The 21,929-nt window shown below is 37.5% G+C and carries 28 protein-coding genes; 8 read left to right on the top strand and 20 right to left on the bottom strand.

Annotation, left to right across the window (positions count from 1 at the left end; all coding sequences use genetic code 11):
- Position 1: 1 nt before the first annotated feature.
- Genes trpD through ACOQN3_RS05860 form a run of 3 tightly spaced genes read right to left on the bottom strand, consistent with a single transcriptional unit; the run spans position 2 to position 3,017 of the window.
- Positions 2–1,063, bottom strand: a complete 1,062-nt coding sequence (gene trpD / locus ACOQN3_RS05870) for an anthranilate phosphoribosyltransferase (RefSeq protein WP_420545553.1) — start codon at positions 1,061–1,063, stop codon at positions 2–4.
- Complete coding sequence (locus ACOQN3_RS05865; RefSeq protein WP_420545552.1) at positions 1,060–1,653, bottom strand: anthranilate synthase component II; 594 nt, start codon at positions 1,651–1,653, stop codon at positions 1,060–1,062. The genes trpD and ACOQN3_RS05865 overlap by 4 nt, the downstream gene beginning before the upstream one ends.
- Positions 1,650–3,017 carry an anthranilate synthase component I family protein gene (locus ACOQN3_RS05860; RefSeq protein ID WP_420545551.1) on the bottom strand — a complete coding sequence of 456 codons (1,368 nt, stop codon included), beginning with the start codon at positions 3,015–3,017 and terminating at the stop codon, positions 1,650–1,652. Before ACOQN3_RS05860 ends, ACOQN3_RS05865 begins: the two co-directional genes overlap by 4 nt.
- Before the next feature lie 106 nt (positions 3,018–3,123).
- Between ACOQN3_RS05860 and ACOQN3_RS05855 the strand changes: the two genes are divergently transcribed.
- A complete protein-coding gene (locus ACOQN3_RS05855) occupies positions 3,124–3,375 on the top strand; it encodes a hypothetical protein (protein WP_420545550.1) in 252 nt (83 codons plus the stop codon).
- Positions 3,376–3,496: 121 nt separating this feature from the next.
- Positions 3,497–3,937 (top strand): universal stress protein, encoded by a 441-nt coding sequence (locus ACOQN3_RS05850; RefSeq protein WP_420545549.1) that lies wholly within the window; start codon positions 3,497–3,499, stop codon positions 3,935–3,937.
- A 3-nt stretch (positions 3,938–3,940) separates the two neighbouring features.
- On the opposite strand, the gene ACOQN3_RS05845 is transcribed toward ACOQN3_RS05850, so the two are convergent.
- Entirely contained in the window at positions 3,941–4,228 is a 288-nt protein-coding gene (locus tag ACOQN3_RS05845) for a hypothetical protein (RefSeq protein ID WP_420545548.1), read from the bottom strand.
- A 175-nt stretch (positions 4,229–4,403) separates the two neighbouring features.
- Here ACOQN3_RS05845 and ACOQN3_RS05840 point away from each other — a divergent pair, with 175 nt between their 5' ends.
- Positions 4,404–4,664 (top strand): hypothetical protein, encoded by a 261-nt coding sequence (locus tag ACOQN3_RS05840; protein WP_420545547.1) that lies wholly within the window; start codon positions 4,404–4,406, stop codon positions 4,662–4,664.
- 327 nt (positions 4,665–4,991) lie between these two features.
- Here ACOQN3_RS05840 and ACOQN3_RS05835 read toward each other — a convergent pair whose 3' ends face one another.
- Positions 4,992–5,135: a hypothetical protein gene (locus tag ACOQN3_RS05835; RefSeq protein ID WP_420545546.1), complete on the bottom strand. Its 144-nt coding sequence runs from the start codon at positions 5,133–5,135 to the stop codon at positions 4,992–4,994.
- A gap of 97 nt (positions 5,136–5,232) precedes the next feature.
- Positions 5,233–5,379 carry a hypothetical protein gene (locus ACOQN3_RS05830; protein ID WP_420545545.1) on the bottom strand — a complete coding sequence of 49 codons (147 nt, stop codon included), beginning with the start codon at positions 5,377–5,379 and terminating at the stop codon, positions 5,233–5,235.
- Positions 5,380–6,132: 753 nt separating this feature from the next.
- Here ACOQN3_RS05830 and ACOQN3_RS05825 point away from each other — a divergent pair.
- Positions 6,133–6,618: a hypothetical protein gene (locus ACOQN3_RS05825; protein ID WP_420545544.1), complete on the top strand. Its 486-nt coding sequence runs from the start codon at positions 6,133–6,135 to the stop codon at positions 6,616–6,618.
- A 172-nt stretch (positions 6,619–6,790) separates the two neighbouring features.
- On the opposite strand, the gene ACOQN3_RS05820 is transcribed toward ACOQN3_RS05825, so the two are convergent.
- Both ACOQN3_RS05820 and ACOQN3_RS05815 read right to left on the bottom strand, forming a co-directional pair.
- Entirely contained in the window at positions 6,791–7,159 is a 369-nt protein-coding gene (locus ACOQN3_RS05820; protein WP_420545543.1) for a hypothetical protein, read from the bottom strand.
- A 513-nt stretch (positions 7,160–7,672) separates the two neighbouring features.
- Positions 7,673–7,957 carry a hypothetical protein gene (locus tag ACOQN3_RS05815; protein WP_420545542.1) on the bottom strand — a complete coding sequence of 95 codons (285 nt, stop codon included), beginning with the start codon at positions 7,955–7,957 and terminating at the stop codon, positions 7,673–7,675.
- Positions 7,958–8,089: 132 nt separating this feature from the next.
- Here ACOQN3_RS05815 and ACOQN3_RS05810 point away from each other — a divergent pair, with 132 nt between their 5' ends.
- On the top strand, positions 8,090–8,752 hold the full coding sequence (locus ACOQN3_RS05810; RefSeq protein ID WP_420545541.1) for a YIP1 family protein: 663 nt from the start codon (positions 8,090–8,092) through the stop codon (positions 8,750–8,752).
- On the opposite strand, the gene ACOQN3_RS05805 is transcribed toward ACOQN3_RS05810, so the two are convergent.
- Positions 8,744–9,943 carry a hypothetical protein gene (locus tag ACOQN3_RS05805; protein WP_420545540.1) on the bottom strand — a complete coding sequence of 400 codons (1,200 nt, stop codon included), beginning with the start codon at positions 9,941–9,943 and terminating at the stop codon, positions 8,744–8,746. The two genes, ACOQN3_RS05810 and ACOQN3_RS05805, sit on opposite strands and share 9 nt — an antisense overlap.
- 59 nt (positions 9,944–10,002) lie before the next feature.
- On the opposite strand from ACOQN3_RS05805, the gene ACOQN3_RS05800 reads away from it, so the two are divergent.
- The gene (locus tag ACOQN3_RS05800; RefSeq protein ID WP_420545539.1) at positions 10,003–10,647 is read left to right on the top strand and encodes a hypothetical protein; all 645 of its coding nucleotides are present in this window, start codon (positions 10,003–10,005) and stop codon (positions 10,645–10,647) included.
- Positions 10,648–10,753: 106 nt separating this feature from the next.
- Positions 10,754–10,981: a hypothetical protein gene (locus ACOQN3_RS05795; protein ID WP_420545538.1), complete on the top strand. Its 228-nt coding sequence runs from the start codon at positions 10,754–10,756 to the stop codon at positions 10,979–10,981.
- Between the two features lie 73 nt (positions 10,982–11,054).
- Here the strand turns inward: ACOQN3_RS05795 and ACOQN3_RS05790 are convergent, their stop codons facing one another.
- From ACOQN3_RS05790 to ACOQN3_RS05740, 11 genes are all read right to left on the bottom strand, one after another.
- A complete protein-coding gene (locus ACOQN3_RS05790; RefSeq protein ID WP_420545537.1) occupies positions 11,055–11,567 on the bottom strand; it encodes a hypothetical protein in 513 nt (170 codons plus the stop codon).
- A 164-nt stretch (positions 11,568–11,731) separates the two neighbouring features.
- Positions 11,732–12,256 carry an SBBP repeat-containing protein gene (locus ACOQN3_RS05785; protein WP_420545536.1) on the bottom strand — a complete coding sequence of 175 codons (525 nt, stop codon included), beginning with the start codon at positions 12,254–12,256 and terminating at the stop codon, positions 11,732–11,734.
- The gene (locus ACOQN3_RS05780; RefSeq protein WP_420545535.1) at positions 12,253–12,678 is read right to left on the bottom strand and encodes a hypothetical protein; all 426 of its coding nucleotides are present in this window, start codon (positions 12,676–12,678) and stop codon (positions 12,253–12,255) included. The genes ACOQN3_RS05785 and ACOQN3_RS05780 overlap by 4 nt, the downstream gene beginning before the upstream one ends.
- Positions 12,675–13,979: a hypothetical protein gene (locus tag ACOQN3_RS05775; protein WP_420545534.1), complete on the bottom strand. Its 1,305-nt coding sequence runs from the start codon at positions 13,977–13,979 to the stop codon at positions 12,675–12,677. The genes ACOQN3_RS05780 and ACOQN3_RS05775 overlap by 4 nt, the downstream gene beginning before the upstream one ends.
- Positions 13,980–14,208: 229 nt before the next feature.
- A complete protein-coding gene (locus tag ACOQN3_RS05770) occupies positions 14,209–14,409 on the bottom strand; it encodes a hypothetical protein (RefSeq protein WP_420545533.1) in 201 nt (66 codons plus the stop codon).
- 185 nt (positions 14,410–14,594) lie between these two features.
- Positions 14,595–15,626: a hypothetical protein gene (locus ACOQN3_RS05765; protein WP_420545532.1), complete on the bottom strand. Its 1,032-nt coding sequence runs from the start codon at positions 15,624–15,626 to the stop codon at positions 14,595–14,597.
- A complete protein-coding gene (locus ACOQN3_RS05760) occupies positions 15,623–16,747 on the bottom strand; it encodes a hypothetical protein (protein ID WP_420545531.1) in 1,125 nt (374 codons plus the stop codon). Before ACOQN3_RS05760 ends, ACOQN3_RS05765 begins: the two co-directional genes overlap by 4 nt.
- Before the next feature lie 3 nt (positions 16,748–16,750).
- Positions 16,751–17,875, bottom strand: coding sequence for a hypothetical protein (locus ACOQN3_RS05755; RefSeq protein ID WP_420545530.1), 1,125 nt, complete (start codon positions 17,873–17,875; stop codon positions 16,751–16,753).
- 3 nt (positions 17,876–17,878) lie between these two features.
- Positions 17,879–18,412: a hypothetical protein gene (locus ACOQN3_RS05750; protein ID WP_420545529.1), complete on the bottom strand. Its 534-nt coding sequence runs from the start codon at positions 18,410–18,412 to the stop codon at positions 17,879–17,881.
- Positions 18,393–18,842, bottom strand: a complete 450-nt coding sequence (locus tag ACOQN3_RS05745) for a hypothetical protein (RefSeq protein WP_420545528.1) — start codon at positions 18,840–18,842, stop codon at positions 18,393–18,395. The genes ACOQN3_RS05750 and ACOQN3_RS05745 overlap by 20 nt, the downstream gene beginning before the upstream one ends.
- Entirely contained in the window at positions 18,839–20,437 is a 1,599-nt protein-coding gene (locus ACOQN3_RS05740) for a hypothetical protein (protein ID WP_420545527.1), read from the bottom strand. The genes ACOQN3_RS05745 and ACOQN3_RS05740 overlap by 4 nt, the downstream gene beginning before the upstream one ends.
- A gap of 1,129 nt (positions 20,438–21,566) precedes the next feature.
- On the opposite strand from ACOQN3_RS05740, the gene ACOQN3_RS05735 reads away from it, so the two are divergent.
- Positions 21,567–21,821 carry a hypothetical protein gene (locus ACOQN3_RS05735; protein ID WP_297593265.1) on the top strand — a complete coding sequence of 85 codons (255 nt, stop codon included), beginning with the start codon at positions 21,567–21,569 and terminating at the stop codon, positions 21,819–21,821.
- Positions 21,822–21,929 lie beyond the last annotated feature (108 nt).

Below are 21,929 nucleotides of genomic sequence, written 5' to 3'. Positions count from 1 at the left end.
ATCACACCAACTCTTTTAATTTTGAAATATCTCCTGTTTCTTGTACAAATCTCTCTAACAGACTAAATGCTTTTCCTTCATTTATTGTGTTCATTGCAATCTCTACTCCTTTTTCAAAATTATCTGCAATTCCTGCAACAATTAATCCTCCTGCGGCATTTAATGCAGTGGTTTCAATCATTGCCTGATTGGCAGTTGCATTAAGAACATTAACAAATGATTCTATTGCTTCTTCTCTAGTCTCAATCTGTATTTCTTTGAGTGATGACTTGTGCAGTCCCACCATCTCAGGATCAATTGCGTTTGTCAACAGTTTGTCATTTCGCAAAATACACACCTTGTTTACTGCACTGGTTGAAAACTCATCCATTCCGTCATCTGAGCGAACAGTCATGATGTTTTGTGCTCCGTTTTTCTTTAGGATCTGTGGCAGTCTATCAAGGTATTCTCCTGAAAAGACGCCAATTAGCTGATTTTTGACTCCAGCTGGGTTTGATAGAGGCCCAAGCAGATTAAATGCAGTTCTCCTGCCTAACTGCTTTCTTGCAGCAGAGACATGTTTCATGGCAGGATGAAACTTTTGGGCAAACATAAAGCAGATTCTGTGGTTTTCTAGGATTTGTGCTATGCTTGATGGCTCTTGGTTTAGATCATATCCAAAATACTCAAAGATATCTGCACTGCCTGAAACTCCGGAACTTGACCTGTTGCCGTGCTTTGCCACAAATCCTCCTGCAGCTGCCACCACAAATGATGCAGTAGTTGAGACATTAAAGGTCTGCAGCTTGTCGCCTCCTGTACCACACATGTCAATTATTGTGGCATCTGGATTTTTACTCAAAATGTTTCCTGTATTCACTTTGAGTGATAATTCTTGCATTTTTTCTAGCATTCCCAATAGTTCTTCGTCAGTTTCTTCCTTGTCTGCAAGACTGCCAAGAAAGTCTGCAATTTGCTCTGTTGTAATATTTCCTGAGAAAATCTCAGACATTATCGAGTTTATTTCATCATGTGAAAGGTTAGTTTTCTCTTGCAACTTTTTGATGTACTCTGTTATGTTCATTTTCTCTCCCTTACCTGCTTTATGAAATTATTCAGTATTTTTTTTCCGTCCTGAGTCATTATTGATTCTGGATGAAACTGCACTCCTTGGATTAAATGATCCTTGTGTTTTATTGCCATGATTTCGCCATCATCAGATGCAGTTGCAATAACTTGCAGGACATCTGGAATTATTGTCTTGTCTCCAACCAAGCTATGGTATCTTGTTGCCCTAAACGGATTGCTTACTCCTTCAAACAATTCAGACTCTACATATTTTACAGGACTGGTCTTTCCGTGTCTTACACATCCTGCGTTTGTAACTTTTCCTCCAAACGCATCAATTATTCCCTGGTGTCCAAGACACACACCCAAGATTGGTGTGGATTCTCCTAATTCTTGTATGACATCACTGCAAACTCCAAAATACTTTTTGTCTTCAGGTGTTCCAGGACCTGGAGATATTATTATTGCATCGTAGTTTGAATCTCTTATCTCATCTAGTGTTATCTTGTCGTTTCGAATTACAGTTGACTCTACCCCAAGCTCCCCCAAATACTGTGCAATGTTATACACAAACGAATCATAGTTGTCGATAATTAGGAATCTCAATTTGCAGCCTCCTTCAATGATTGAAGCATTGCTCCTGCCTTGTGTTCAGTCTCTTTGAACTCATATTCTGAGACCGAATCAGATACAATCCCTGCACCTGACTGGACAAACCCCTTGTTGCCATTAATGAAGATGCTTCTGATTGCTATTGCAAAGTCACAGCATCCGTTAAATGAGAAATATCCTACAGCGCCTGCGTATTGGCCCCTTGATTCAGGCTCCAACTCGTCAATTATCTCCATTGCTCTTACCTTTGGTGCCCCTGATACAGTTCCTGCTGGAAATACTGCCTTGAATGCATCAAACATGTCGTATTGTTCTGCCATATTTCCTACCACATGAGTAACTATATGCTGAACATGGCTGAATCTCTTTATCTTCATTAATGATTCTGGATGGACTGTTCCATATCTGCAGACTCTTCCAATATCGTTTCTTCCTAAATCAACTAGCATTGTGTGCTCTGCCAGTTCCTTTTCATCATGCAACAACTCTTCAGCTAGCTGTTTGTTTTTATCTTCATCCTCAGTAATTTTTCTTGTTCCTGCAATTGGGAATGTCTCTACTTTATCATTTGTGATTCTTACCAGCATCTCTGGTGATGCGCCAATTGTTGTAGTGTCGTTTTGTTTTAGATGATACATGTACGGTGATGGGTTTAGCTTTCTCAATGTCTTGTATAATGTTAGGTTGTCTCCTGTAGTTTCAAAAGAAAACTTTCTTGACAGTACAACCTGGAAGATGTCTCCGTCATGAATGTACTTTTTTGCCTTGTTTACAATTTCTGAGAATTTTTTCTGGTCTAGGTTTGCTACAGCTTCAGTTGCCGTAAAGTTTTCAAACTTGTCATCTTTGTCAATCTTTAGCTTCTCAAATCTGTTCTCATCATAAAAAAAGTAAAATAATTTTTTGTGCAAGTTATCATAAATTATTCCATCATCATAAATTCCAAACTCCATTAATGGTTCTGGAAATGAATGTGAATCTGGAATGTTCTCTACCAATCTTATGGAATCATAGTTTACAATTCCAACTGCCCCTCCAAGATACCTGTATTTTTGGTCTTTTGATCTTTTTTCCTCTAAGAGTTTATTTAATTCCGCAAACGGATCTGTTGTCTTGATTGTCTTAGTTTCTTCTCTGTCTTTTCCTGTTATGATTTCTACTCTGTCTTTGTATCCCTTGAAGATTATCTTCGGATCAAAACCCATTACCGAAGTCTCTGCCAGCTCTTCTGGACCTGTCAGTGATTCAAAGAGAAAGGAATGTGAATAATTTCTTGAAATCTTGTTGTAAATTTGAAATTGGTTTTCAGTTAACTCTAGAGGTATTATCGTTGGTTGAGCATTTCCAAAGGTGTCCACCCATAAACAGAATGTCTGGTGTTTATTATTTAAATTGATGAGTTTTTTTGATTCTGGATTCTATTGGCATTCAATTCTCTGAATTTGTGCATAGATAAGTTACGGTATGGTACGGTACCTTTATATCGTATTTGATCGTACACAAATCACCATGCAGGAGGTAAAAACAGCAATCATGCAAGACATGCAGATTCTGGCAAATAGCAATAGCGCTCAGAACTTTATTCGTTCATCTGCTGTGGCAGTAGAGTGTTACGTATGTGGAAAAGGTCTCAAAGACGGTCACAGTATTACTGCAAAGACACTGTCAAACGGAACCAATCCTCTATTTTGTGATGTTCATTATCCTTTGCAGTAATAGAGAACTCTAAACTATTTTGATTTGTTTTAGTCAAGGCCTAGTTGATTTTGCATTCGAATTTGCAGATGAGTTTTTTTAAAAATTACAATTCATATACTGTGATTTAAAATGTCATTTGTTGGATTTATTCAAAAATATTACAGTTGCAATAATTACTCCTACTCACTCCAAAAAGTCATTTGATCTAGGATTAGAGTTGGCAAAAAAACATGGTTCTAATTTGTCTGTGATAGAGTGTGTATACAAGATTCAGCCAAAGTTTTATTTCTTTGAGACAGAATCAGACAAGAAAACAGCACAAGACCAAGTCGCCAAGCTCAAAGAAGAGCTCAAAAAATGGAAGGAACTTGCAAAAAATGAAGGAATTAAAATTGAAACAAAATTTGCATTAACTGACTCTATTGCTCATTGGGTAGTTGATTATGTCAAAGAACATGATGTGGATTTGCTAATAGTTGACTATCCAAAGTTGTCAATGGTTGAGGCAAATCACTTTGATGATATCATTAACACCATTCATCACAAGTCTCATTGCCATATTCTAACTACAAAAAATTAATTTCTAGATAGTAAAGTCATCTAAGAACTTTATTGGTGGATTGTATTCTGGATAGAATGGTTCTATGGGTGGTTCTACTGTACTCAACAGCACAAATGGGATTGCAGTTAGAATAATTGGAATTGCAGTCAAAACCGCACCCAAAATAAGACAGTTTCTTGCCTTTTTTGGATCATCGTATCTTATTGCAAGCCATGATATTGCGCCTCCAATGATTCCGACAAAGATGGGCAGGACATACCAGAAACCACTGCGGGTTCGTGTTGCAGTGTTGCTATCAAAAGAAGACATGACTATCCTTCTTTGTTATTGGTAACTTAAAAAAACTACTCATGAGAATCCTAATGGTGATTCCTATGAAAGTATCCTTTCATTGAAAATTATGCTGATGGATTTTAAGAGGATTCAAATTTGCGTCTGAAAATAAAAACAATCAACATTTGTAGGTAAGACTTCTTGTTCTTTTGTGGAAAAAAGACAAGATGGACTTGCTGTTTTACTGAGTATGAGAAACGAAGGACAGCTTCCATGGCTAATTGACAGTCTAAAATCTATATTTGGCAATGACTCTGTGGATAGTCTTTACACTGAAAAGCAGATTACAATTACAATTGGGAAACAAGATTTCAGAGAAGATGATAGAAAATTGATTCTTGATGAGGTGCGTAAATTTGATGGGATTGTAATTGATGAGGTGGAAATTTATGATAACAATTACAGATTTTAACTGAAAAAGGGTTCAAATTCAGGCAGGAGTACAACGTGTACGGGGATATAGTCAACAGATATGAAACTGGACCCACGTGGAAATTATGAAATGGAAAAAATGCACGATGAGCTTCAAGAAAAATTTTCAAAATTAGTGACCTGACTACCAATTATCGTCATGCAGTGAAATAACGGATAGCCAGGTCTTGGTTTGGTGTGTCTAGAGACATGACAGAGATTTTCAATCAGATGACAAAATGTGGGTTATGGCCTGATTGAATACGAACGTCATCTACCATGTCTGGTAAGAGTATGAGGTCTTCCAATATAAAGGAAAATTGAAAACTCATTCAGATGCTGTGTCTTCTGGAGGGAGAGTAAACGGAATTTCATCATGATGCCCCTTGCCACGAATGACAAAGCATGTGACTGCAAGTGCAATTGCCATGCCGATGGCCACTCCAAATGCTGTGATGCTGGCTTCTGCCATGTTTTACTGATCTTTGCAAATAATATTTAGATCTTTTTCTGGTTTTACATTTGCTTATCATGTTTGAATTGGATATAAGTAAGAATTTTGTGGTTCCTCAAAGATCAAACTCTTCTTTGATTTTGTCTTTGGACGTGTTAGTAGTTTCATTACGCTCAACTATGTTAAAGTGACAATGTGTGCAGTCAGGCTGGTCAGGATCGTATTTGAGGCCGCAGTTGGAACATGTGATGGCATCGGACATAAGATGACCTAAATGTCATGCAAGAAAATAAAATAGTTTCTTTTTTTTCTTAAATTCTTTCTTGAGAAATTATTTTTCTTTCTGATTTTTTCTATGGAAGTTATTTTCTCTCTAGGATTCTTTCTCTGGAAAGAATAATTCTATCTTGTTTTTTCCTCAGGAAAAAATAATTTCTTCCTTTTGTTTCTGCAGGAAACAATTATTCTTTCTACAAATGTCAAATAATGTCAAGTTTTGTCCAATAGCGTCCAATAATGTCAAGAAATGTCCAATTGATTTTTGGACAAATTTGGACAAATGTCAAATAATGTCCAAAAATGTACAATAATGTCAAGTTTTGTCCAATAATATCAAATGAATTATCAATGACTTTTCTGTATCTTTCCGGCAGATTTCTGAATTATTGGGATATCAATTCGGTAAACTAGAATACCAATCTGGAAAAATGGTTTTTTCTTACCGGAATAATGATTGCCGATACCAGATAAATCAAAGAATCTCCCGAATTGATGGGAAATTAACCGGAAAGATAGAAAACAGTGCCGAAATGATAAATGCTGTTATCGGTTTGATAAAATCTCTAACCGAATTGATAAATCAGTTCTCCGAATTGATACCGAATTGATAATATGATCTGAAGAAATGATAATCTGTGAACAGAATTGTTAGTTCATCCTACCGAATTAATATCTAAGACCACCACATAGACAAGGAAAGAACAGGGTATTATAACAAAAGAAAGGAGCATCTACGATGACAATAACTCTTCCTACCAGACAACATCCAAAAAGTCTGGCAAAACGCAAGGTTTTTGGAATTGCATCTTCGATAATCTTTCTTTCATTTGTCTTTTTGTACAATGTTTATCCGGGCTCATCTTATCCCGAACCAATAGGCCTCCAGTCAGCATTGATAATCACTGCCATGGTCGGGTTTCTTCCTGTATCTTTACTTTATCTGTTACTTTTGGAAAGAAACTGTAAAATATGCGGTAAAAAAGCAGCGCTTCGCTCAAAATATTGCATATTATGTGGTCCAATAATTACTCAGATTCTATACAACCACAAGGGCAACATTATTTGTAACAAATGCAAGCAAAGATCTTCCAACTATGATAATTTCTTGACACACTTTCAAAAACTACACGGAGGAAGCTATTCATCACCCGATGCAATGTCCTCGCAATACAGTTTTGTGCGAAAATGTCCATATGATAATGCTATTCGTGAGATCTCATAATGAATCTTACACTATGCATCAAATATGTATTAAATTCAAATCTAAAAAAGAGATAAGAGATTATCAATATACGAAATGGGCAAAAGTTTGAACATATTCGATGAAAGTTGTTGTTTAACAATGTCTCTTTGAGTTAGTTTACGCCTGCAGATAAAAGACGAGTGATTATGTATTAGATTTCTAACAACTTTTGCAATTCAAAATAAGGGTGGATTACTTTTGATATATACTGGTCTGGTAATCCTTTAACATTTAATATTTGAGAATGTCCTGTTTTTTTCTTGTGAAGGGCAACATCTTCTGAATTAGATAATCCCAAAAGACAGTCTGTGCATACCCAATTTAGTTCGGCAATACTATGGTGTTTTAAAAAATTCTCAAGGTTTTCAACAATTTTTTGATGTCTTATGATTTGTTCTGGAATGAAATCTAACTTGTCCCAATCTTTAGGATCTATGGATATCTGTATTATTTTGTCATCATCTAGATCAACCATTTGAAAGTTGTTTTTTGTTAATCTGATTGTAATATTCTCACCCATATCTTTCAAGACCTATGTTATTTTCCTGATTGCATTATCCTCTGGATTGTGTCTAGTATATGGTTTTTCTGAGTGGCTTTTAAAGTGATTCTCAAATGAGGCATAAGTGTCAAATTCATAACCACACAAATTACAGGCTATTTTTCCATTCCAATCTTCAAATGTTTTTTTGACTACATTTCTGCAGTGTGTGCAATATAGTGAATGCCAACGTTTCCGAATGTGTTTGTTACACATCTTGCATCTGAATGACTTTTTGTGTCCATATAAAATCAGCAAAGCCACTGACATCACTAATCCAAAAAATATAATGATTGGTGTAGGGCTATTCCATGTAAATCCCTGAAAAATCCCAAATACAGCAAAAGTACCATAAAATATGATCATGGTAGCCATACTCTTTGCAAGTCTTTTTTTATCATAGAACAGAGAAAATCTCTGTGGAAGTATCAAATTAGTCATAAGATAAGAAAGGGCATTCTGATTAAAAAATTAATTCCATAATAGCTAGAATCAAGCAGATGAATTTGGATCATATTGGATAATTCCTGTAAATACACCAATTGCAGAAAATACTGCACCTGCAAAGAAGATCACAGATAAGACTATCTTACCTATGTGTTTTCTCTTCTTTTCTTTGCTTGTTATTGCCCCGTGCAGTATGACTACTCCAAACGCAACCAGAGTTCCACTAAATGTTGTAACCCATAACGCGTCGATAAATGATTTTCTGATAACGAATATGGATAAAAAACAAGCAATGACTGCAATTATTATGATATGATTTCTCTTCACCATTGGTTTTTGTGTATATTGTTATTTCTGCATTATTAAAACAGTTGAAGTACACAATAGAGAAGAATACATCTTCTTAACATAAAATTCCAACACCAATCTTATTATTGATTCAGATGTTCATCCTTTCATAAATTGACCTTTGATTCAAAGATATTTTTGCGTGTATTTTCCTCAACAAATTCCGCCTTTGTACAAATAAGAGACAATGAAGAGAAGTACTTTGCTCAATCTGTTGGCATATTGCTGTTTACCATGTTTTTAGTGGGAATGATCTATGTGCCAATTTATCTGCTGGTTGCATCTGATCCTCAGACAAGCATTTCAATGGCATTTGAGTCAGGGGATCTATCCTCGCCAGGAGAGATAATAGGTTCACTTGTAACATCACTTGCCTCTGAAGTCATCTTCATCTTTGTTTTGTTCTTTATTGGAAAACATCTTGGAGGAACCGCAAACTGGAAAAAAGTATTCTGTGTAGTTTGTCATTCATATGTAATATACATCCCAGTCATAGCATCAATAGTTGCAGTTGCATTTGTTGTATTTTTTGTGGCAATGGATGCCAGGGCACAAGGTGATGGCTTTGATTTTACAGAAGAATATTTTCTGACAGTAATTGGTTTGCCGCTTGTTGCTATGATTGTAGTGATGCTGGTATTTGCGATTTGGGGGATTGTTGCAATAGTAAAGGCAACAAAAATTGTAAATGATTATGGAACTCTCAAGGCAATAGGGGTGCTGATTCTATCAGGGATTGCTGCAACCATAATCCAGGCATTATTGGGATTACTTTAAGGCATCCAGTTTGGAGTTGTTCCATTCTGATATGAACATCTCGTTTATCTTTTGTAGTATACTCTGAGAGCTCGTTGAGACATATTCTGGATGTATGTACCAGCCAATCTTTAGATCGTCTTGTTTGGAGTTTATACTGTCAAGTACTATGATTGCCTCTATGGGTTTGTCATCTTCCAGAAATATCGTAAAGTAGATTGGATTTGATTTTAAGGTATACCTTAATGAGAATTTGTTGTTCTTTTTTGCAATAGAAGAGACGGATCTCCTAAAGTCAACAAAGTTTTGGTCTGGATAAAAGTAAATGTCAACGAGTTTTTCCACTATTCTTTCAGTCGTATTGCTTTTTGTGTTGATAAATGACTTTTCAACGTCAATTATCTCGTCGCCAAATATTGGGGTATAATAGCTTCGTATGGATAATTTTTTTGCAGATTTGTTGTTTGTCCATCGTTTAACGATTTTTTTGTATTTTTCCACAAGATTCTCTTTACTGTAAATATATTTTGGTCCCCACATATCCATCAAAGGACTCTCATCTTCGGTACCCGATAATAATCGATGTATTGTTTTTTTCATCTGTTTTGGCAGAGGTGTTTCGTCCGGATCTCCTTCCAAGTAAAAATCAGTGGGATTTACAATGTCGTTTTCTCTTTTGATTTTAAAGTCTGGTGGAAGTTTATCATAAAAAGATGAAGACAGCAATATGTCAGTATATCTGGTCATCTTTGATATCTTAAATGTCTCATCAATGGTAAGTGATATTGGGTCTCTAAAGTTTAGGTTTTGGTATCTGTAGGTACGGACATCCCCATAATTTAGAACAATCCTGGCATTGATGTTTTTGGATACAAACTCTGCACGTGTTTTTTCTGCCAAGTCAATCAATATCTCAAACAAGTTGTGTTTTTTGGATTCTTTTTCTTTAACACATAACAGTACCCCATCTCCTAGAACCTTTAGTATGAAATCCACATTGCTGCTGCTTCGCTTGAATCCTCCAAAAGCTTGGGACAAATCTGGAAATCTTGATGCTAGTTTGTCAATTTGCTTGAGTATGATGTCATTGTGATCCTTTACATACATCTCACCAATGAGTTCGTTTTTTGCCTTTTCCTTTGTGGAACCAACCACATCAGATACAAGAATCACATAGGGACTGGCTTTTTCCAGTCCATTTTTTCTGCTCATATGTAATTTTGTAACATAGCAAATTAGATATACTTTCTCCAGGTAACAGTATAGTTAGAATGGACAAATATACTACATTAGAGTTTGATATTAAGCTCAATGTTAATGGGAGTTCTCTTTTGATCACAGGTATGGGAAATGGGGTTTTAGGAGAAGGAGATATTTCTGCAAAAATCTCCACCAGAGACTACATCCCAGAAAACTTTGACTTGTCTGTGTTATCTGCATTCATACTTACCGGACAGCCTGCAATGGCCATCATCTTAGATAAAGCATCAAATCCATTTTTAGAATCAGGTGGGGAATATTCTGCAAACAGAACGCTAGATCTTGGCAAGCATGGCAAGATAAGCTCTTGTTACAAGGTATCCAAAATAGGTGACAGTAAATTGAAAGCAACATTTGATATTGATGGAGATGTCCGCATACCAAAACTGGTCTCCGTGTATCCTACAATTGAGACATGGATTCCATCAGATAATTCCATACTTGGTAACTTTTGCATGGTATGGAAGACAAGCGAGGATACGTACCTAAAGGGAATCGTAGATACAGAATATTTTATTCCATCACATGTGGCAAATTTGCCAGACATACAGTATCGTAGAATGGACATTACATTTGAGTGTCAAGAGGGCATCATGAAGCAATTTGAACATAACACCATACATCCTATGCTACAAACAAAAACTGCTGTTTGGTAGATCAATAGTCTGAATTAGATTCTGATTGTTTGGACAATTTGAGTAAAATATAATGAAATAATGGAAACCACAAGAGAGATAACCCTGTGGGTAGAATTTACATTTGTTGGGCGATATTTTTTTAGCTACTCTCTTGATAGAGCATCCGTTTGTAGAGTTTTTTGTAACAAATTTTGGGTTTTTCTTTTTTGGAATGTTGATATTTGCATTTGGATTTGATTATATATCCAGAAAAAAGAAACTATCTAGAATCTATAGAATTGCAGTTTGGGCTGGAGTTACCGCAATAATATTCATGCAAGGAAATTTTCATCTGTTTGGTTATGCAGGATGATGTTGTTTTTACTACATGATGGCTCGTTAGGTTTGAGTAAAACTTTATCATAGACAGGTAACAGCGTTTGGGGTTAGACGATTTTTTTGATTGCCTCATTTTCTGGAAAATATTTCTGAAAGTGATCAGAACCCATGGCATGATCATTGGTTATCCACCCACCATCATGTTTTTTATTAAAATGAATCACAAACGACCCATAATTTTCTGACTCTTCAGAACACATTCTGCAGATTATCGGACCGTCATGCATTTCTAACGCAGTTAAAATTATTGGAAGACATTTTTGGCAATAATCAGAATAAGATACTATTACCACATTACATATCCTGCAATATTTTGGCTTGAGGTATGTTTTGGCTATTGCAATTGGAACAATTCCTCCCAAAGCAAGTACCATCATAACTCCTACAATTACACCATTAATGTTATCTGAAAATCCAAGAAGGTAAACCATTCCCCACATTGCCATCCCCAGTCCTGCAAGCATTAAAACACCAAAAATCATTCGTCTTCTTCTTGCAAGATCATCATGTCTGTATGGCAATATGACATCATTGTGTGAATCCTCATGATTATGATTCATCTTTAGTCAATTTATTAAAGGCATTGTTAATATTAGTTAAATTTTGTCATCATAGCCCATACATAACTAATATTTGAGCTAAAATGGTAAATGTACAAACATAAGATTGGACGTAACAAGAAATCCAAACACTCCAATTACAAATATTATCAAAAGCCCAGTATTCATTTTATGATTACATTTACCTCGAACGGAATCAATGACTTGGCTTTTGCAAGATAGTATTCTTCAAAACCTGGAATTGCGTCTTTGGAGTCTATTGCAATGTGTAACGGTCTTGAAAACTCCCCTCCAAGGGTTTCTCCGTTTTCATCCTTGTATCCGTGTTTGCCAAAAGAGCTGGCAATGTATCCGGAATCTGAGAGTTTTTTTATTTTATTATGTGTGCTTGATACGACATAGACGTTGTCTGAAGAGTCAACTGCTATTCCGACAGGTCGGTCAAACATTGTGTTGTTATCTACATTCTTTGTTTTCCATATGGATAGGAACTTGCCGTTACTGTCAAACTTTTGGACAGTGTTGTTGTTATAGCTATCAACAACATACACAAATCTCTTCGAATCAACTACAGATGCAATTGGATCAAGAAATAGTCCTTTTTCATTCTCTTCTGCAAAAATTAGAGAAGATGTAGAAAATCCCAAGAATCCAATTGTACAAATAATCATTAAAACTCTAGTGCTCATTTCCTTTTCTCCAGGCAATAGTTGTTATTCATATCCTCAATGGTGGGGCTTGCAATTGCGACTGTAACGGCTTTCTCATCAGATAGGTTATGATCATAGCAACGATATGTGATTGTATAGTCTTCCAGACTTATCTCCAGTTCTGCAAGTCTCTTTTCCTCCATCGATGATGTGGCAGACACGCTGATTGCCTTGAATTTGTCTGATGCAAAACCCAGCCCTGGAGGATCAGGATACAGTTCCCTGAAATGCCTGACTTCGGGCATGTCGGAATACTTTTCTTCCAGGTAAGGGCCACAGTCATCCAGGTTTAGCGTTTTGTCATCACACAAGATGACAGTCATCGTGGGCGGCAACGCAAAGTATATCCCAATGATAATAAGGCTACCCAGTCCAAATATTGTCAAAACCCTGGTCTTCATCTTCCCTCAGCCTTACATCCAGTTTCTCCTGGAATACAATAGACCTGGAACTTGAACAGCGCTGTTTTTGCAGACACATCATCAGTCACATCAACATATGCAAGAAGTGTCTTGACATCATCAAAACTTTTTGGAATCTCCCAAGAAAACACAAATCTTCCAGAATCATCAGTTCTTCCCTTAAAGTCTCTGATCACATCCTCCCCGTAGTCTTCAATGGTGATTCTCACTGTTGCATCTGAGACCGGTTTTGCATCACGAAACACATCAACCACAATATCGTGTGTTGTTCCGCGCCTTACCTGTTGTTCTCCTGTTATGTCTACTTGTAATTCCTGAAATGGGGTGACATAATCTGGCGGTTTTGCAAACAACTCCTCAATTAAGTTTCCTTTTGAGTCTACATGATGCATGTACCAGATGTCATCAACGTATCCAATCCAAATCTCTGTATCATCATTTAGATCATACACATAGATGTGGATTCCGCTTCCAATGTCGTCATGCGGCTCTCCAAACTTTGAGAATATCTCATCAATGTCATATGGTTCAGACAGGACATTCTTGAAGTCATCAAGTGTCGGTGTTATCTTATTCATGTATGACGACAGTGCAGTATCAATGTCTGATGAAAGGTCTCTTGACTGGACCGCTTTTATGATGTTGCTTGTCCAGTCTCGTTTTATCAGTTCAAAGTAGGTCTCTGGGCTTACACATGCGGGGCTTTTGTCATGTTTCTGCGTCAATTGCAGTCCTGGTTTGCACACTGTCTCATGGTATGGTGTACCAGAATTGAACTGTTTTAGTGGTGTCAAAATGTAAGAGTATGGAGGTTCATGCACTGCATGGCATGAAACTCTCTTGCTTTCAAGGGAGAGATCCCATGATGCGATGATCTCAAGCTCATGGGGGCCAGATTCAAACAAGATCATAATTTCCCTGCTGTGATTTTTGCTTGTCTCCTCATAAGGTATCTCTTCTCCATCCAATATCACAAAGAATTCATCATCTACACCATCGAGTTTTGCATCCAGCAGGTTTCTTGGAATCTCCAGTGTCAGTTCCCCCGTTTTATCTGAATCAAACGTGACTATTATCGATGCAGAATCGCAAACCGGAATTGCATCATTGACCGTCCCAACTGTTATGGAATATGGAATATTAAACGTGGAAGTATTTGTGGTTGCAACAAGAATTCCTGATTTGGAGACGCCATCATCACTGTCTGCTGATTGTGCAGATACAGGATATGCCGTAAATGTGATTAATCCTAAACCAACCAACACTAAGAAAATTGCCAAAAATTTCATCATCATTATACACCGTTGAATATCAGAAGTTCATAAGTTCTCCTCATCACTTTGCACGATGAGAAAAATAGACGGTTGTGAGGCACCGGTTGTGAAAAGATCTATTCCTTTCTATTTGATTTGGATATCAGAATTATCTATAAAATAAAGATACAGAAATTATCTGTGTCTTGTTTGGCTTTCAGACCGAAAATGAACAGTCTGATTTTTTCCAGATTGTTTAATTTGCATCCCATACACTGTATGACTCCAGCAGGCCCCTGATGGCGTGGACATACTGCGGAGATCCGATATTCCTGATCTTCAACACCTTGCTTATCTCCCTCTTGCGCAGGTTTGCCTCTACCTCTCTTCGGTGTTTCACACAGTAGAGTCCTGATTCCTGGCAGTCAGGGCATTGCAGGTATTTGGAATAGTCCATACATCTGCGGGAAGGGCATGTGGTTATAGACATATCGCACAAATTATTTATCTTATGCAAGAAGTTTTTCATTTTTCAAAAATCGATAGGTGTTGTTGCCGAATGTATGCTGTAAGCGAAGAAAGAATTATTTGCAGATATGCAAGAAAACAACAGCAATAATCACGCCATGATGTAATTTCATTTTAATTGTTATTTCTCCCAACAAATTCATCAATTACTATTTGTGATAATTTATCAAATGAAACAGTAGACTCTATCTTGTACCAGTGGCCATCAAGGCAGAAATCAAAATAAACATAATCATAATCGTCATCACGTATCTCATAAAATATCATTTGATCATATATCCCAAATGACTCCCTTGCAAATCCATGACTGTCAGGAGTCCAGGATTCACGAATGCAGTAGCTGTTTGGAATTACCTGTAATGATATTGTGTCCAGTCTGGATGTCGGATGATAATATTTAAAAATTGGTCGGTCATGATTTCCAGGATCCACAAAATGCAGATAATACCCAGCATCAAAAGTCAGCGGAACTATTACGGATTCAGGAAGTTTTGAAGAGTAGGCATCCATCAAAATTTTAGACCCTGCAAGAATTTCTTCGTCTGAAACGTCTCGTCCAACACCAATCACGCCGTTTTCTTCCCGCGTAAATGTGGGGGATTCTACCAGTAGAAATCCATCATCATCTATTGACAAGTCAAGCTGAGGCAAAGCCCCCGTGTTTGATCCCTTTATCACTTTTTCATGAGGATGAATTGCCACTCCATCATACACGCGATAACCCGAACTGTTGCATGGATCCTCGATTCGGTGATTTCTTCCTTCATCTGGCCAGTACTTTATGTAGCAATGAGACACCAAGTCAAGCGCACTGTATGCCCGAAATGCAGAAGCGTCATTTGCTGCACCACCAAGATATTCAGGCAGACGAATCAGGTTAAATGCCTGAAACACATCACGATTGTGACTGTCTTGTGAGTCAGGATAGTAAAACAAAGATGTGCTGCCGGGACTCATGTCTGAAACTCTGACAAAGCCATCGACAGTCTTTTCTGTATTGTATCCCATGTGTATTTTGCTGGCATAGATCTTTTCAGAGGAAATGGACGTATCTGCAGAAAAATACTCTCCAACTGTAAAAACCATCATGATGACGAGAATTGCAACAGGAAACAATATGGAATATTTTCTCAGACTTTTTTTCATTTTCTTTTCTTTCCCCATATGATAATGATGATTATGAGTACAATTCCAAAAACAACGTATGGCCAAAATACCACCAGAAACATTCCAACAATCATAATGGGCCCTACTGAATCTATTGTGCATGGAACCATGTTGCCATCATCATCTTGATACCAACATTCATTTGGATTTTTAGTGTCTTGAAAATTATCTATATTGGATTCTTCTAAAACAACATCCCTAGATTCGTTAATTATTCTTGCAGAACCAATGCTGAACTTGTATTCTGCATACACTGCATCTTCTACCAAAAGTCCAGTTCCATCTGACTTGCCCTCTGGAGTAAAGAATATAGTTTCCTCAAACACCCCACTGTCAACGTCAGTTTCAGTTACTGTTGTTTGAAGTCCTGTATGATCAACATCTGACCAAACATGAATTACAAAGGAATCCAGTTTTGCATTATCCTGATTCATCTCGTTTGCAGTTGCCATAACAACACCGATATCATTTGGAAGATAGTTGGATTTGTCCCATCTTATTTTTACTCCATCCTCAAGTGGTGGAAGCCATATGTTGCACATCCAATCGTTTCTGTGATTCTCAAAGCTTGAAATTCTGAACGTATCAATCCATTTGGCCATCATATAATGAGTCATGCCATCAAAAACATACTCCGTGCAGATTATTGCAGGCAGGTTTAACTTTTTATCAAAATCATCCCATTTTCTATCACTCATCTGCCAATCAGGATAATTTCCATCAAGATATCTGGCAAAACTCTTCATGATTGATTCCTTAGTCATCGGTTCTGTGCTTCCACTATAGGAATCAAAGCATGGTTGGGGTATGATAGTTGCAGCACATCCGGCATAGGCATATTGAACAATACTAAAACTCTGAAAACTGGTTTCTTCAGACAGCAGACCTGCTATTGGAATTGTACCAAACAGTTTCCAAGTGCAATCAGCGTTGTCAATGTAAAGAAGTCCGTTTGTCCACTGATAACCTATGGACGGCTGTATTATGTCACTCTGAGTCATTTCACAACTGCCATAAACTTTGGACAAGTTTGGCATGGCAAATGAAACTAGAGCAAATGCGATTATTACTGATATTGTTATCAGAAGTCTGGTCTTCATTTTCTATTCCCAATCATGGTCCCAAACAGGCGAAGTCGGCTTGTCTCCCAAGTCAAAATCAATGCTCAGGCTGTCATGGATTATGGTGGGGTATTCACACTTGGGCAAGCCTTCAATTGGAATGGTGGTTGACTTGTGCCAAAACGAATAGTAACTTACCCCCTCTTTTTCTACGATTCCGTCATACTTTAGGACATGAATTCTTCGCTCAACCATATCGGTGCAAAGGGCAACAAACTCCTGTCCTTTGTGAACTGTTGTGACATATCTAAAGTCCGGTACACTGTAGGTTTTCTCTTGTTTTTCTGCGGTCATCCATCTTGTTTCAAAACCGTTGCCTGAAAAAGTGACGCTGATTGATTCACCATCATCATCACGCAGTTTGACATCCTTGAGAGTTGCCCAGTATTTTTTATCCCTGTCTACTCTGTCATAGTGAATGTCTCCTGCTCCACTCCATTTGTCAAACTCCAGATTTGCAAGATGCCTTTGGGATGTCAGGGCCTTTAAGCACTCTATGAAAATGGGATCGTTTTTGTAATCATGGTTAACATCATCCCACATCTCAAATAGTTCTCCTCTCCAGAGCTTGGCACAGTCAGTGTTAGAATATGCAACTTTTCTAAGTTCTTCTCTTTTGTCTGTCGGATGTTCTGTTTTTTTAATTTCAAGGGTCGCGACATAATCTGGTTTTTCAGTACTGACTGGGTGGGGTGCAATATCTTTCAATGTGATTTCATAGGGGCTTACAAAATCAACTGTAAATCCTATCGGCATGCCTCCGGTGCTAATATCACTAGTCTGATTGCTTATTTTGAACATTGCAGTGACATTGCCCTCCCATACACAAGTGACATCCAAAGGACAGCGCGAATCTTCAATCTCAAAGAACCTTATCTCAAGTCCTTCATGATGAAATGTCTCTCCAAATTCCAGATCAACTGTAAAGGGATTTGGCAAACCAAAGTCCTCATGTGTTTTAACACACCTTAGAAATCCAACCATTTTTCCATCCTTGGAGATACAGTCTTGGTTGTATGCTGATTGGTATTCCCGGATTCCCATAGTTGATGCTACTACGATTCCCAGAATTATCATTCCAACTATTATCAAAAGCCTAGCTTTCATTTTCTAATCACGTTCTCCGCTAAAGCAATGTTTGTTCTTTAGATGATCTAGGATCTTCTCTTGATCAACAAGATAGAGTGCAAATTCAGAGTCATCAAATCCATACTCTGTCAGATTTCCATTTCGGTATAGTTCATAGTTTGAATGATACTCTTGGTGAGATCTAATATCGTAGATGCATGAGAACTGCAACTTGATATTTCCGTGTAACATGTTCTTTTTTATAAAAAGTTCTGCAGCTTGATTACCATCTGAACTCTTTGTGCCGTAGTGGATCTCCTTCCACGCAATAATGTCAGAGGAATGCCCTACTGTGGAAATGCCATATTTTTCATGAAACAATTTTGCTTCGTCTAGCTGCCTCATTTCCTCATCAAAATCTTCGTTTGACACAAGACCCACTAAAAACCCTCCAACCTGAATGGAGCCAACAAGAAGCACAACCTGACCCCCAATGACCACAACTGGAATGAGGGCAACTATTATGGCTATTTTGTATCTAGTTTTCATTTTTATCTCAACGCATGTAAATTGCATGGTCTTCACCATGACATTGAAATCGTATTTTATTTTTCTCCAGCAACACATCCGTGCAAGTTTTTTGAATTAGCCCTTTAGTTGCAATCCCTTTCCATCTGTCCTGACTAATATCCTTCTTAAATTGAATCTGGCAAGAGTCATCAGGCAAAATAGTGGCATAATAAAAAACAGGATCTCCCTCAACAGTAGAACTCATATGTTTCATTGTTGCATATTTGCATTCATTAAACGCATTAGTGAAGCATTCCCCATCAGGTTTTCCATCGTCATTGCAAGTAGTCTCTATCATTTGATAATTCTTGATTGCACTGTCTTTTCTCATATCATGAATCAGATCATAAAAAAAATTATCTAAAATTTCCAAGAGCAAAACACAAACAGACAAAATGGCAGTTATTGCAATTATGATTATGAATCTGGTCTTCATTCTATGATCACGTTTACCTCAAAAGGAATCAGGGATTTTGCCTTTGCAAGATAGTACTCTTCTGCATTAGGGATTGCCTGCTTTACTGATTCTACGATTCCGATTCTTAGCCCCTGGGAGTTTCCTGCACCAATTGACTCCCACGGCATCTCCACTCTTGGAACATCAGTCACAAACACCCTTCCCATCAGAAGAGAATCCTCAAAGGCGTGACCAGTCATTCCTTCTGTAAACACCACAATCTCGCCAAACTCATGGTGGTCCAGATATCCGTCACGGGAGCCCTCCGTCTTTTTGACAGAAAACTCGTAATATCCAGTGGAGTTAAAATGCACGGTGATGCTGTCTCCTGGCATGATGGTACCAGTATGCCATGAATCTTCTGGAATATCTGAGATCTTGTTCTCGCCTACCTCCTGAACCCTTACCGGCTTGTCGCTGTCGTTGACAAACATGACAGAGTCAGTCTGCTCAAAGTCGATTATTGCCTGGTGTGGATACAGCAAGTCTTCTCCGTTTTCAGTGACAATGTAGATTGTAGGTGTTGCTCCAAACTTGTTTACAAATGACGGTTCTGAATTTCCTTCTGCAATTGCCCTGAGAATGTGAGGCTCAAAGACCAGCCTTTCCATGCTAAAGTATTCTCCTGCCTTGTTTCCCTGAACAGATGTGTGCAGGATGTGTGTGAAGCCGTCTGTTGCGTTGACTACAGTGTTGTATCCTATGATCGGCGGATCTGGCGTTAATGTGATTCCCGTGTATAGTTTTAGGGAATCATCTGTGTTTGGCATTATGCCTTCTTTGGCAAGCTTGTTTTCAAAAAACTCCCTGGCAATCACTTCTCCTAAATCATAATAGAACTTGTCATCTGTAGTCTGGCGATTGTATTCTCTTAATGTTTCAAAGTCTAGTTTTTTCCAATAGTCAAGCGGTTTTCCCTGAAAAATCATGGGCTCAATTTGAGTCTGCATGATCATAACCCATCCACGCTCTTGTAGTTTTTGAACGGTTTCAGGTTTCACACATGCGGGAATTCCATCATACCTTGCAACCAATTCAAGTAAACCCTTGCATTGAATCTTATCTGGCGAAATTTGCAGATTGGACTGTTTGAGGGGTGGCAAAACATAATCTACAGATACTTTTCTTATCAAATCAATATCTGCATGTTTGACAAGACTGGTTGGTGTGCATAACTGATGCCAAGTACCGTCTCTCTCTTGGTGTGCAAAAACCACATACTCTGATCCTTCTGTAAAGTTTGCTCCCCAAAGCCTTTCATCTGACGAAATCTTTACGGTGTCTTGATAAACTCCCTTGAATGGATCTATGACTGAAAACAACGTTACAGATACTAGAGTATGATCATCTGAAGGCAAATACTCCTTTGAGACTGCCTTGCCAGAAAACACGACATCTGCATTCTCAAATGAACTTGCCATGTCAGCAGGTGCACAGGAAAGGCCATGTGCACTATCATTTTCAAACAGAAGCAAAGACAAGCTAAAAGCAAACAGTAAAACCACAATGGCAAAAATGCTCATACTGAACACTCTAGATGACACGTTCATAAGCAGTTCTATGATTTTGCTCATGAAATGAGATTTTCCAGTTTCTTTTCGTTATCAATTCGATGAAATGAACTATCATTTCGGTATACCAGTTTATCTTTTCGATATCTTTTCGGAGAGTAAAATTATCAATTCGGTTAGAGATTTTATCAATTCGGCATCAATTCGGCAGAATGATTATCTTTCCGGTGACGTGAACTGTCTTTCCGGTTAATTTTCCATCAATTCGGCAAGTTTCTTGATTTATCCGGTATTGGTAGTCATCTTTCCGGCAAGAAAAAGATATTTTTCCGGATTGGTGTTCTAGTTTACCGAATTGATATCCCGATAATTCAGAAATCTGCCGGAAAGATACCGGAAAAATCATCGATAATTCATTTGACATTGTTGGACAAAACTTGACATTATTGGACATTATTGGACATTTCTTGACATTTGTCAAAATTTGTCCAAAAAATCAATTGGACATTTCTTGACATTTTTGGACAAAACTTGACATTATTGGACATTCTCAGAAAGAATGATTGTTTCCTGCAGAGACAAAAAAGGAAAAAATTATTTTTTCCTGAGGGAAAAACCGGAAAGAATTATTCATTCCAGAGAAAGAATCCGAGAAAAAAGAAACTATTTTGTTTTCCTGCATAATTTGTAAAATATTTTGGATCTTAAGACCGGCAACGGCTAGTAAGCCGGTGAGAGATCCGATATACCTATGTCCGGGTTTTGCAGAAATGGTATTTAGATCATACTGAGGAATGATTCGTTTTGCTTTTATGCAAATTCTGCAACTGTCAGTTTAGGATTAATGCGGAAAGGAGTCATAATCTGACCGTTTAACCAACCGACCGTAATAACCGTCCACGGGATCGGGCCAACTTTTGCCCGATTCTAATTTACATATTTTTTGGCGGTGATCAATACAATTCACCGGATGAATAGGATGAACAAATCATTCGTGTTGCTTTTATTCAAATTTTACAAATACTAATCATGAGCAATCAAGATAATCAAAACAAATCAAGTTGGGAAGAAGTCCAAGGACTATCCTGGATTTTTTACGAGGACTAGTTACATTTAGGATTCTTCGGACTTGTTTTTTCTCTTAAAAAGCATCAGAAGTACTTATGAATCTCATAATTTTAGCTTTGATTAATTGAAAATATTCTATACCAAACATTTTGATGATCCAACCTGTGAAAAATTTACTGAATTCAGAGTAGACACTCACAGAACTTGGTGGTGCTGCAAACAACTCAAAGAACATGACAAGCATTTCCAGCTATGGAATGTAAAGTGGGCAAAATTCCACTTTAAGGATATTAGTACTGATGGAAACATTGCATTTTTTCCAATGAATTACTGCCCGTACTGCGGTGAGAAAATTGAATATGAGGAATTTACAAAATGAAATTTTTTACAAATAAAATCCGTTACAGTATTCTTGCTGGATTGGCAGCTTATGGAACATATCATATTATCTTGAACTTCATTGGCATCGGATTTGCCATTCAGAACT

It is taken from the genome of Candidatus Nitrosopumilus sp. (genome assembly GCF_965223225.1).
In the GTDB taxonomy this organism is placed as follows: Archaea; Thermoproteota; Nitrososphaeria; order Nitrososphaerales; family Nitrosopumilaceae; genus Nitrosopumilus.
Note: the sequence above shows the minus strand (reverse complement) of the source record. Positions and strands in the feature narration are given on the sequence as shown.

Bases quoted from the DNA above. Each gene is read 5' to 3' on its own strand.
- ACOQN3_RS05740 (WP_420545527.1), bottom strand. From the start codon at position 20,437: ATGAGCAAAATCATAGAACTGCTTATGAACGTGTCATCTAGAGTGTTC.
- ACOQN3_RS05815 (WP_420545542.1), bottom strand. From the start codon at position 7,957: ATGGTGAAGAGAAATCATATCATAATAATTGCAGTCATTGCTTGTTTT.
- ACOQN3_RS05805 (WP_420545540.1), bottom strand. From the start codon at position 9,943: ATGAGCAGAAAAAATGGACTGGAAAAAGCCAGTCCCTATGTGATTCTT.
- ACOQN3_RS05785 (WP_420545536.1), bottom strand. From the start codon at position 12,256: ATGAGCACTAGAGTTTTAATGATTATTTGTACAATTGGATTCTTGGGA.
- ACOQN3_RS05780 (WP_420545535.1), bottom strand. From the start codon at position 12,678: ATGAAGACCAGGGTTTTGACAATATTTGGACTGGGTAGCCTTATTATC.
- trpD (WP_420545553.1), bottom strand. From the start codon at position 1,063: ATGAACATAACAGAGTACATCAAAAAGTTGCAAGAGAAAACTAACCTT.
- ACOQN3_RS05790 (WP_420545537.1), bottom strand. From the start codon at position 11,567: ATGAATCATAATCATGAGGATTCACACAATGATGTCATATTGCCATAC.
- ACOQN3_RS05800 (WP_420545539.1), top strand. From the start codon at position 10,003: ATGGACAAATATACTACATTAGAGTTTGATATTAAGCTCAATGTTAAT.
- ACOQN3_RS05820 (WP_420545543.1), bottom strand. From the start codon at position 7,159: ATGGGTGAGAATATTACAATCAGATTAACAAAAAACAACTTTCAAATG.
- ACOQN3_RS05825 (WP_420545544.1), top strand. From the start codon at position 6,133: ATGACAATAACTCTTCCTACCAGACAACATCCAAAAAGTCTGGCAAAA.
- ACOQN3_RS05855 (WP_420545550.1), top strand. From the start codon at position 3,124: ATGGTACGGTACCTTTATATCGTATTTGATCGTACACAAATCACCATG.
- ACOQN3_RS05770 (WP_420545533.1), bottom strand. From the start codon at position 14,409: ATGGACTATTCCAAATACCTGCAATGCCCTGACTGCCAGGAATCAGGA.
- ACOQN3_RS05765 (WP_420545532.1), bottom strand. From the start codon at position 15,626: ATGAAAAAAAGTCTGAGAAAATATTCCATATTGTTTCCTGTTGCAATT.
- ACOQN3_RS05845 (WP_420545548.1), bottom strand. From the start codon at position 4,228: ATGTCTTCTTTTGATAGCAACACTGCAACACGAACCCGCAGTGGTTTC.
- ACOQN3_RS05760 (WP_420545531.1), bottom strand. From the start codon at position 16,747: ATGAAGACCAGACTTCTGATAACAATATCAGTAATAATCGCATTTGCT.
- ACOQN3_RS05755 (WP_420545530.1), bottom strand. From the start codon at position 17,875: ATGAAAGCTAGGCTTTTGATAATAGTTGGAATGATAATTCTGGGAATC.
- ACOQN3_RS05745 (WP_420545528.1), bottom strand. From the start codon at position 18,842: ATGAAGACCAGATTCATAATCATAATTGCAATAACTGCCATTTTGTCT.
- ACOQN3_RS05835 (WP_420545546.1), bottom strand. From the start codon at position 5,135: ATGGCAGAAGCCAGCATCACAGCATTTGGAGTGGCCATCGGCATGGCA.
- ACOQN3_RS05830 (WP_420545545.1), bottom strand. From the start codon at position 5,379: ATGTCCGATGCCATCACATGTTCCAACTGCGGCCTCAAATACGATCCT.
- ACOQN3_RS05750 (WP_420545529.1), bottom strand. From the start codon at position 18,412: ATGCAATTTACATGCGTTGAGATAAAAATGAAAACTAGATACAAAATA.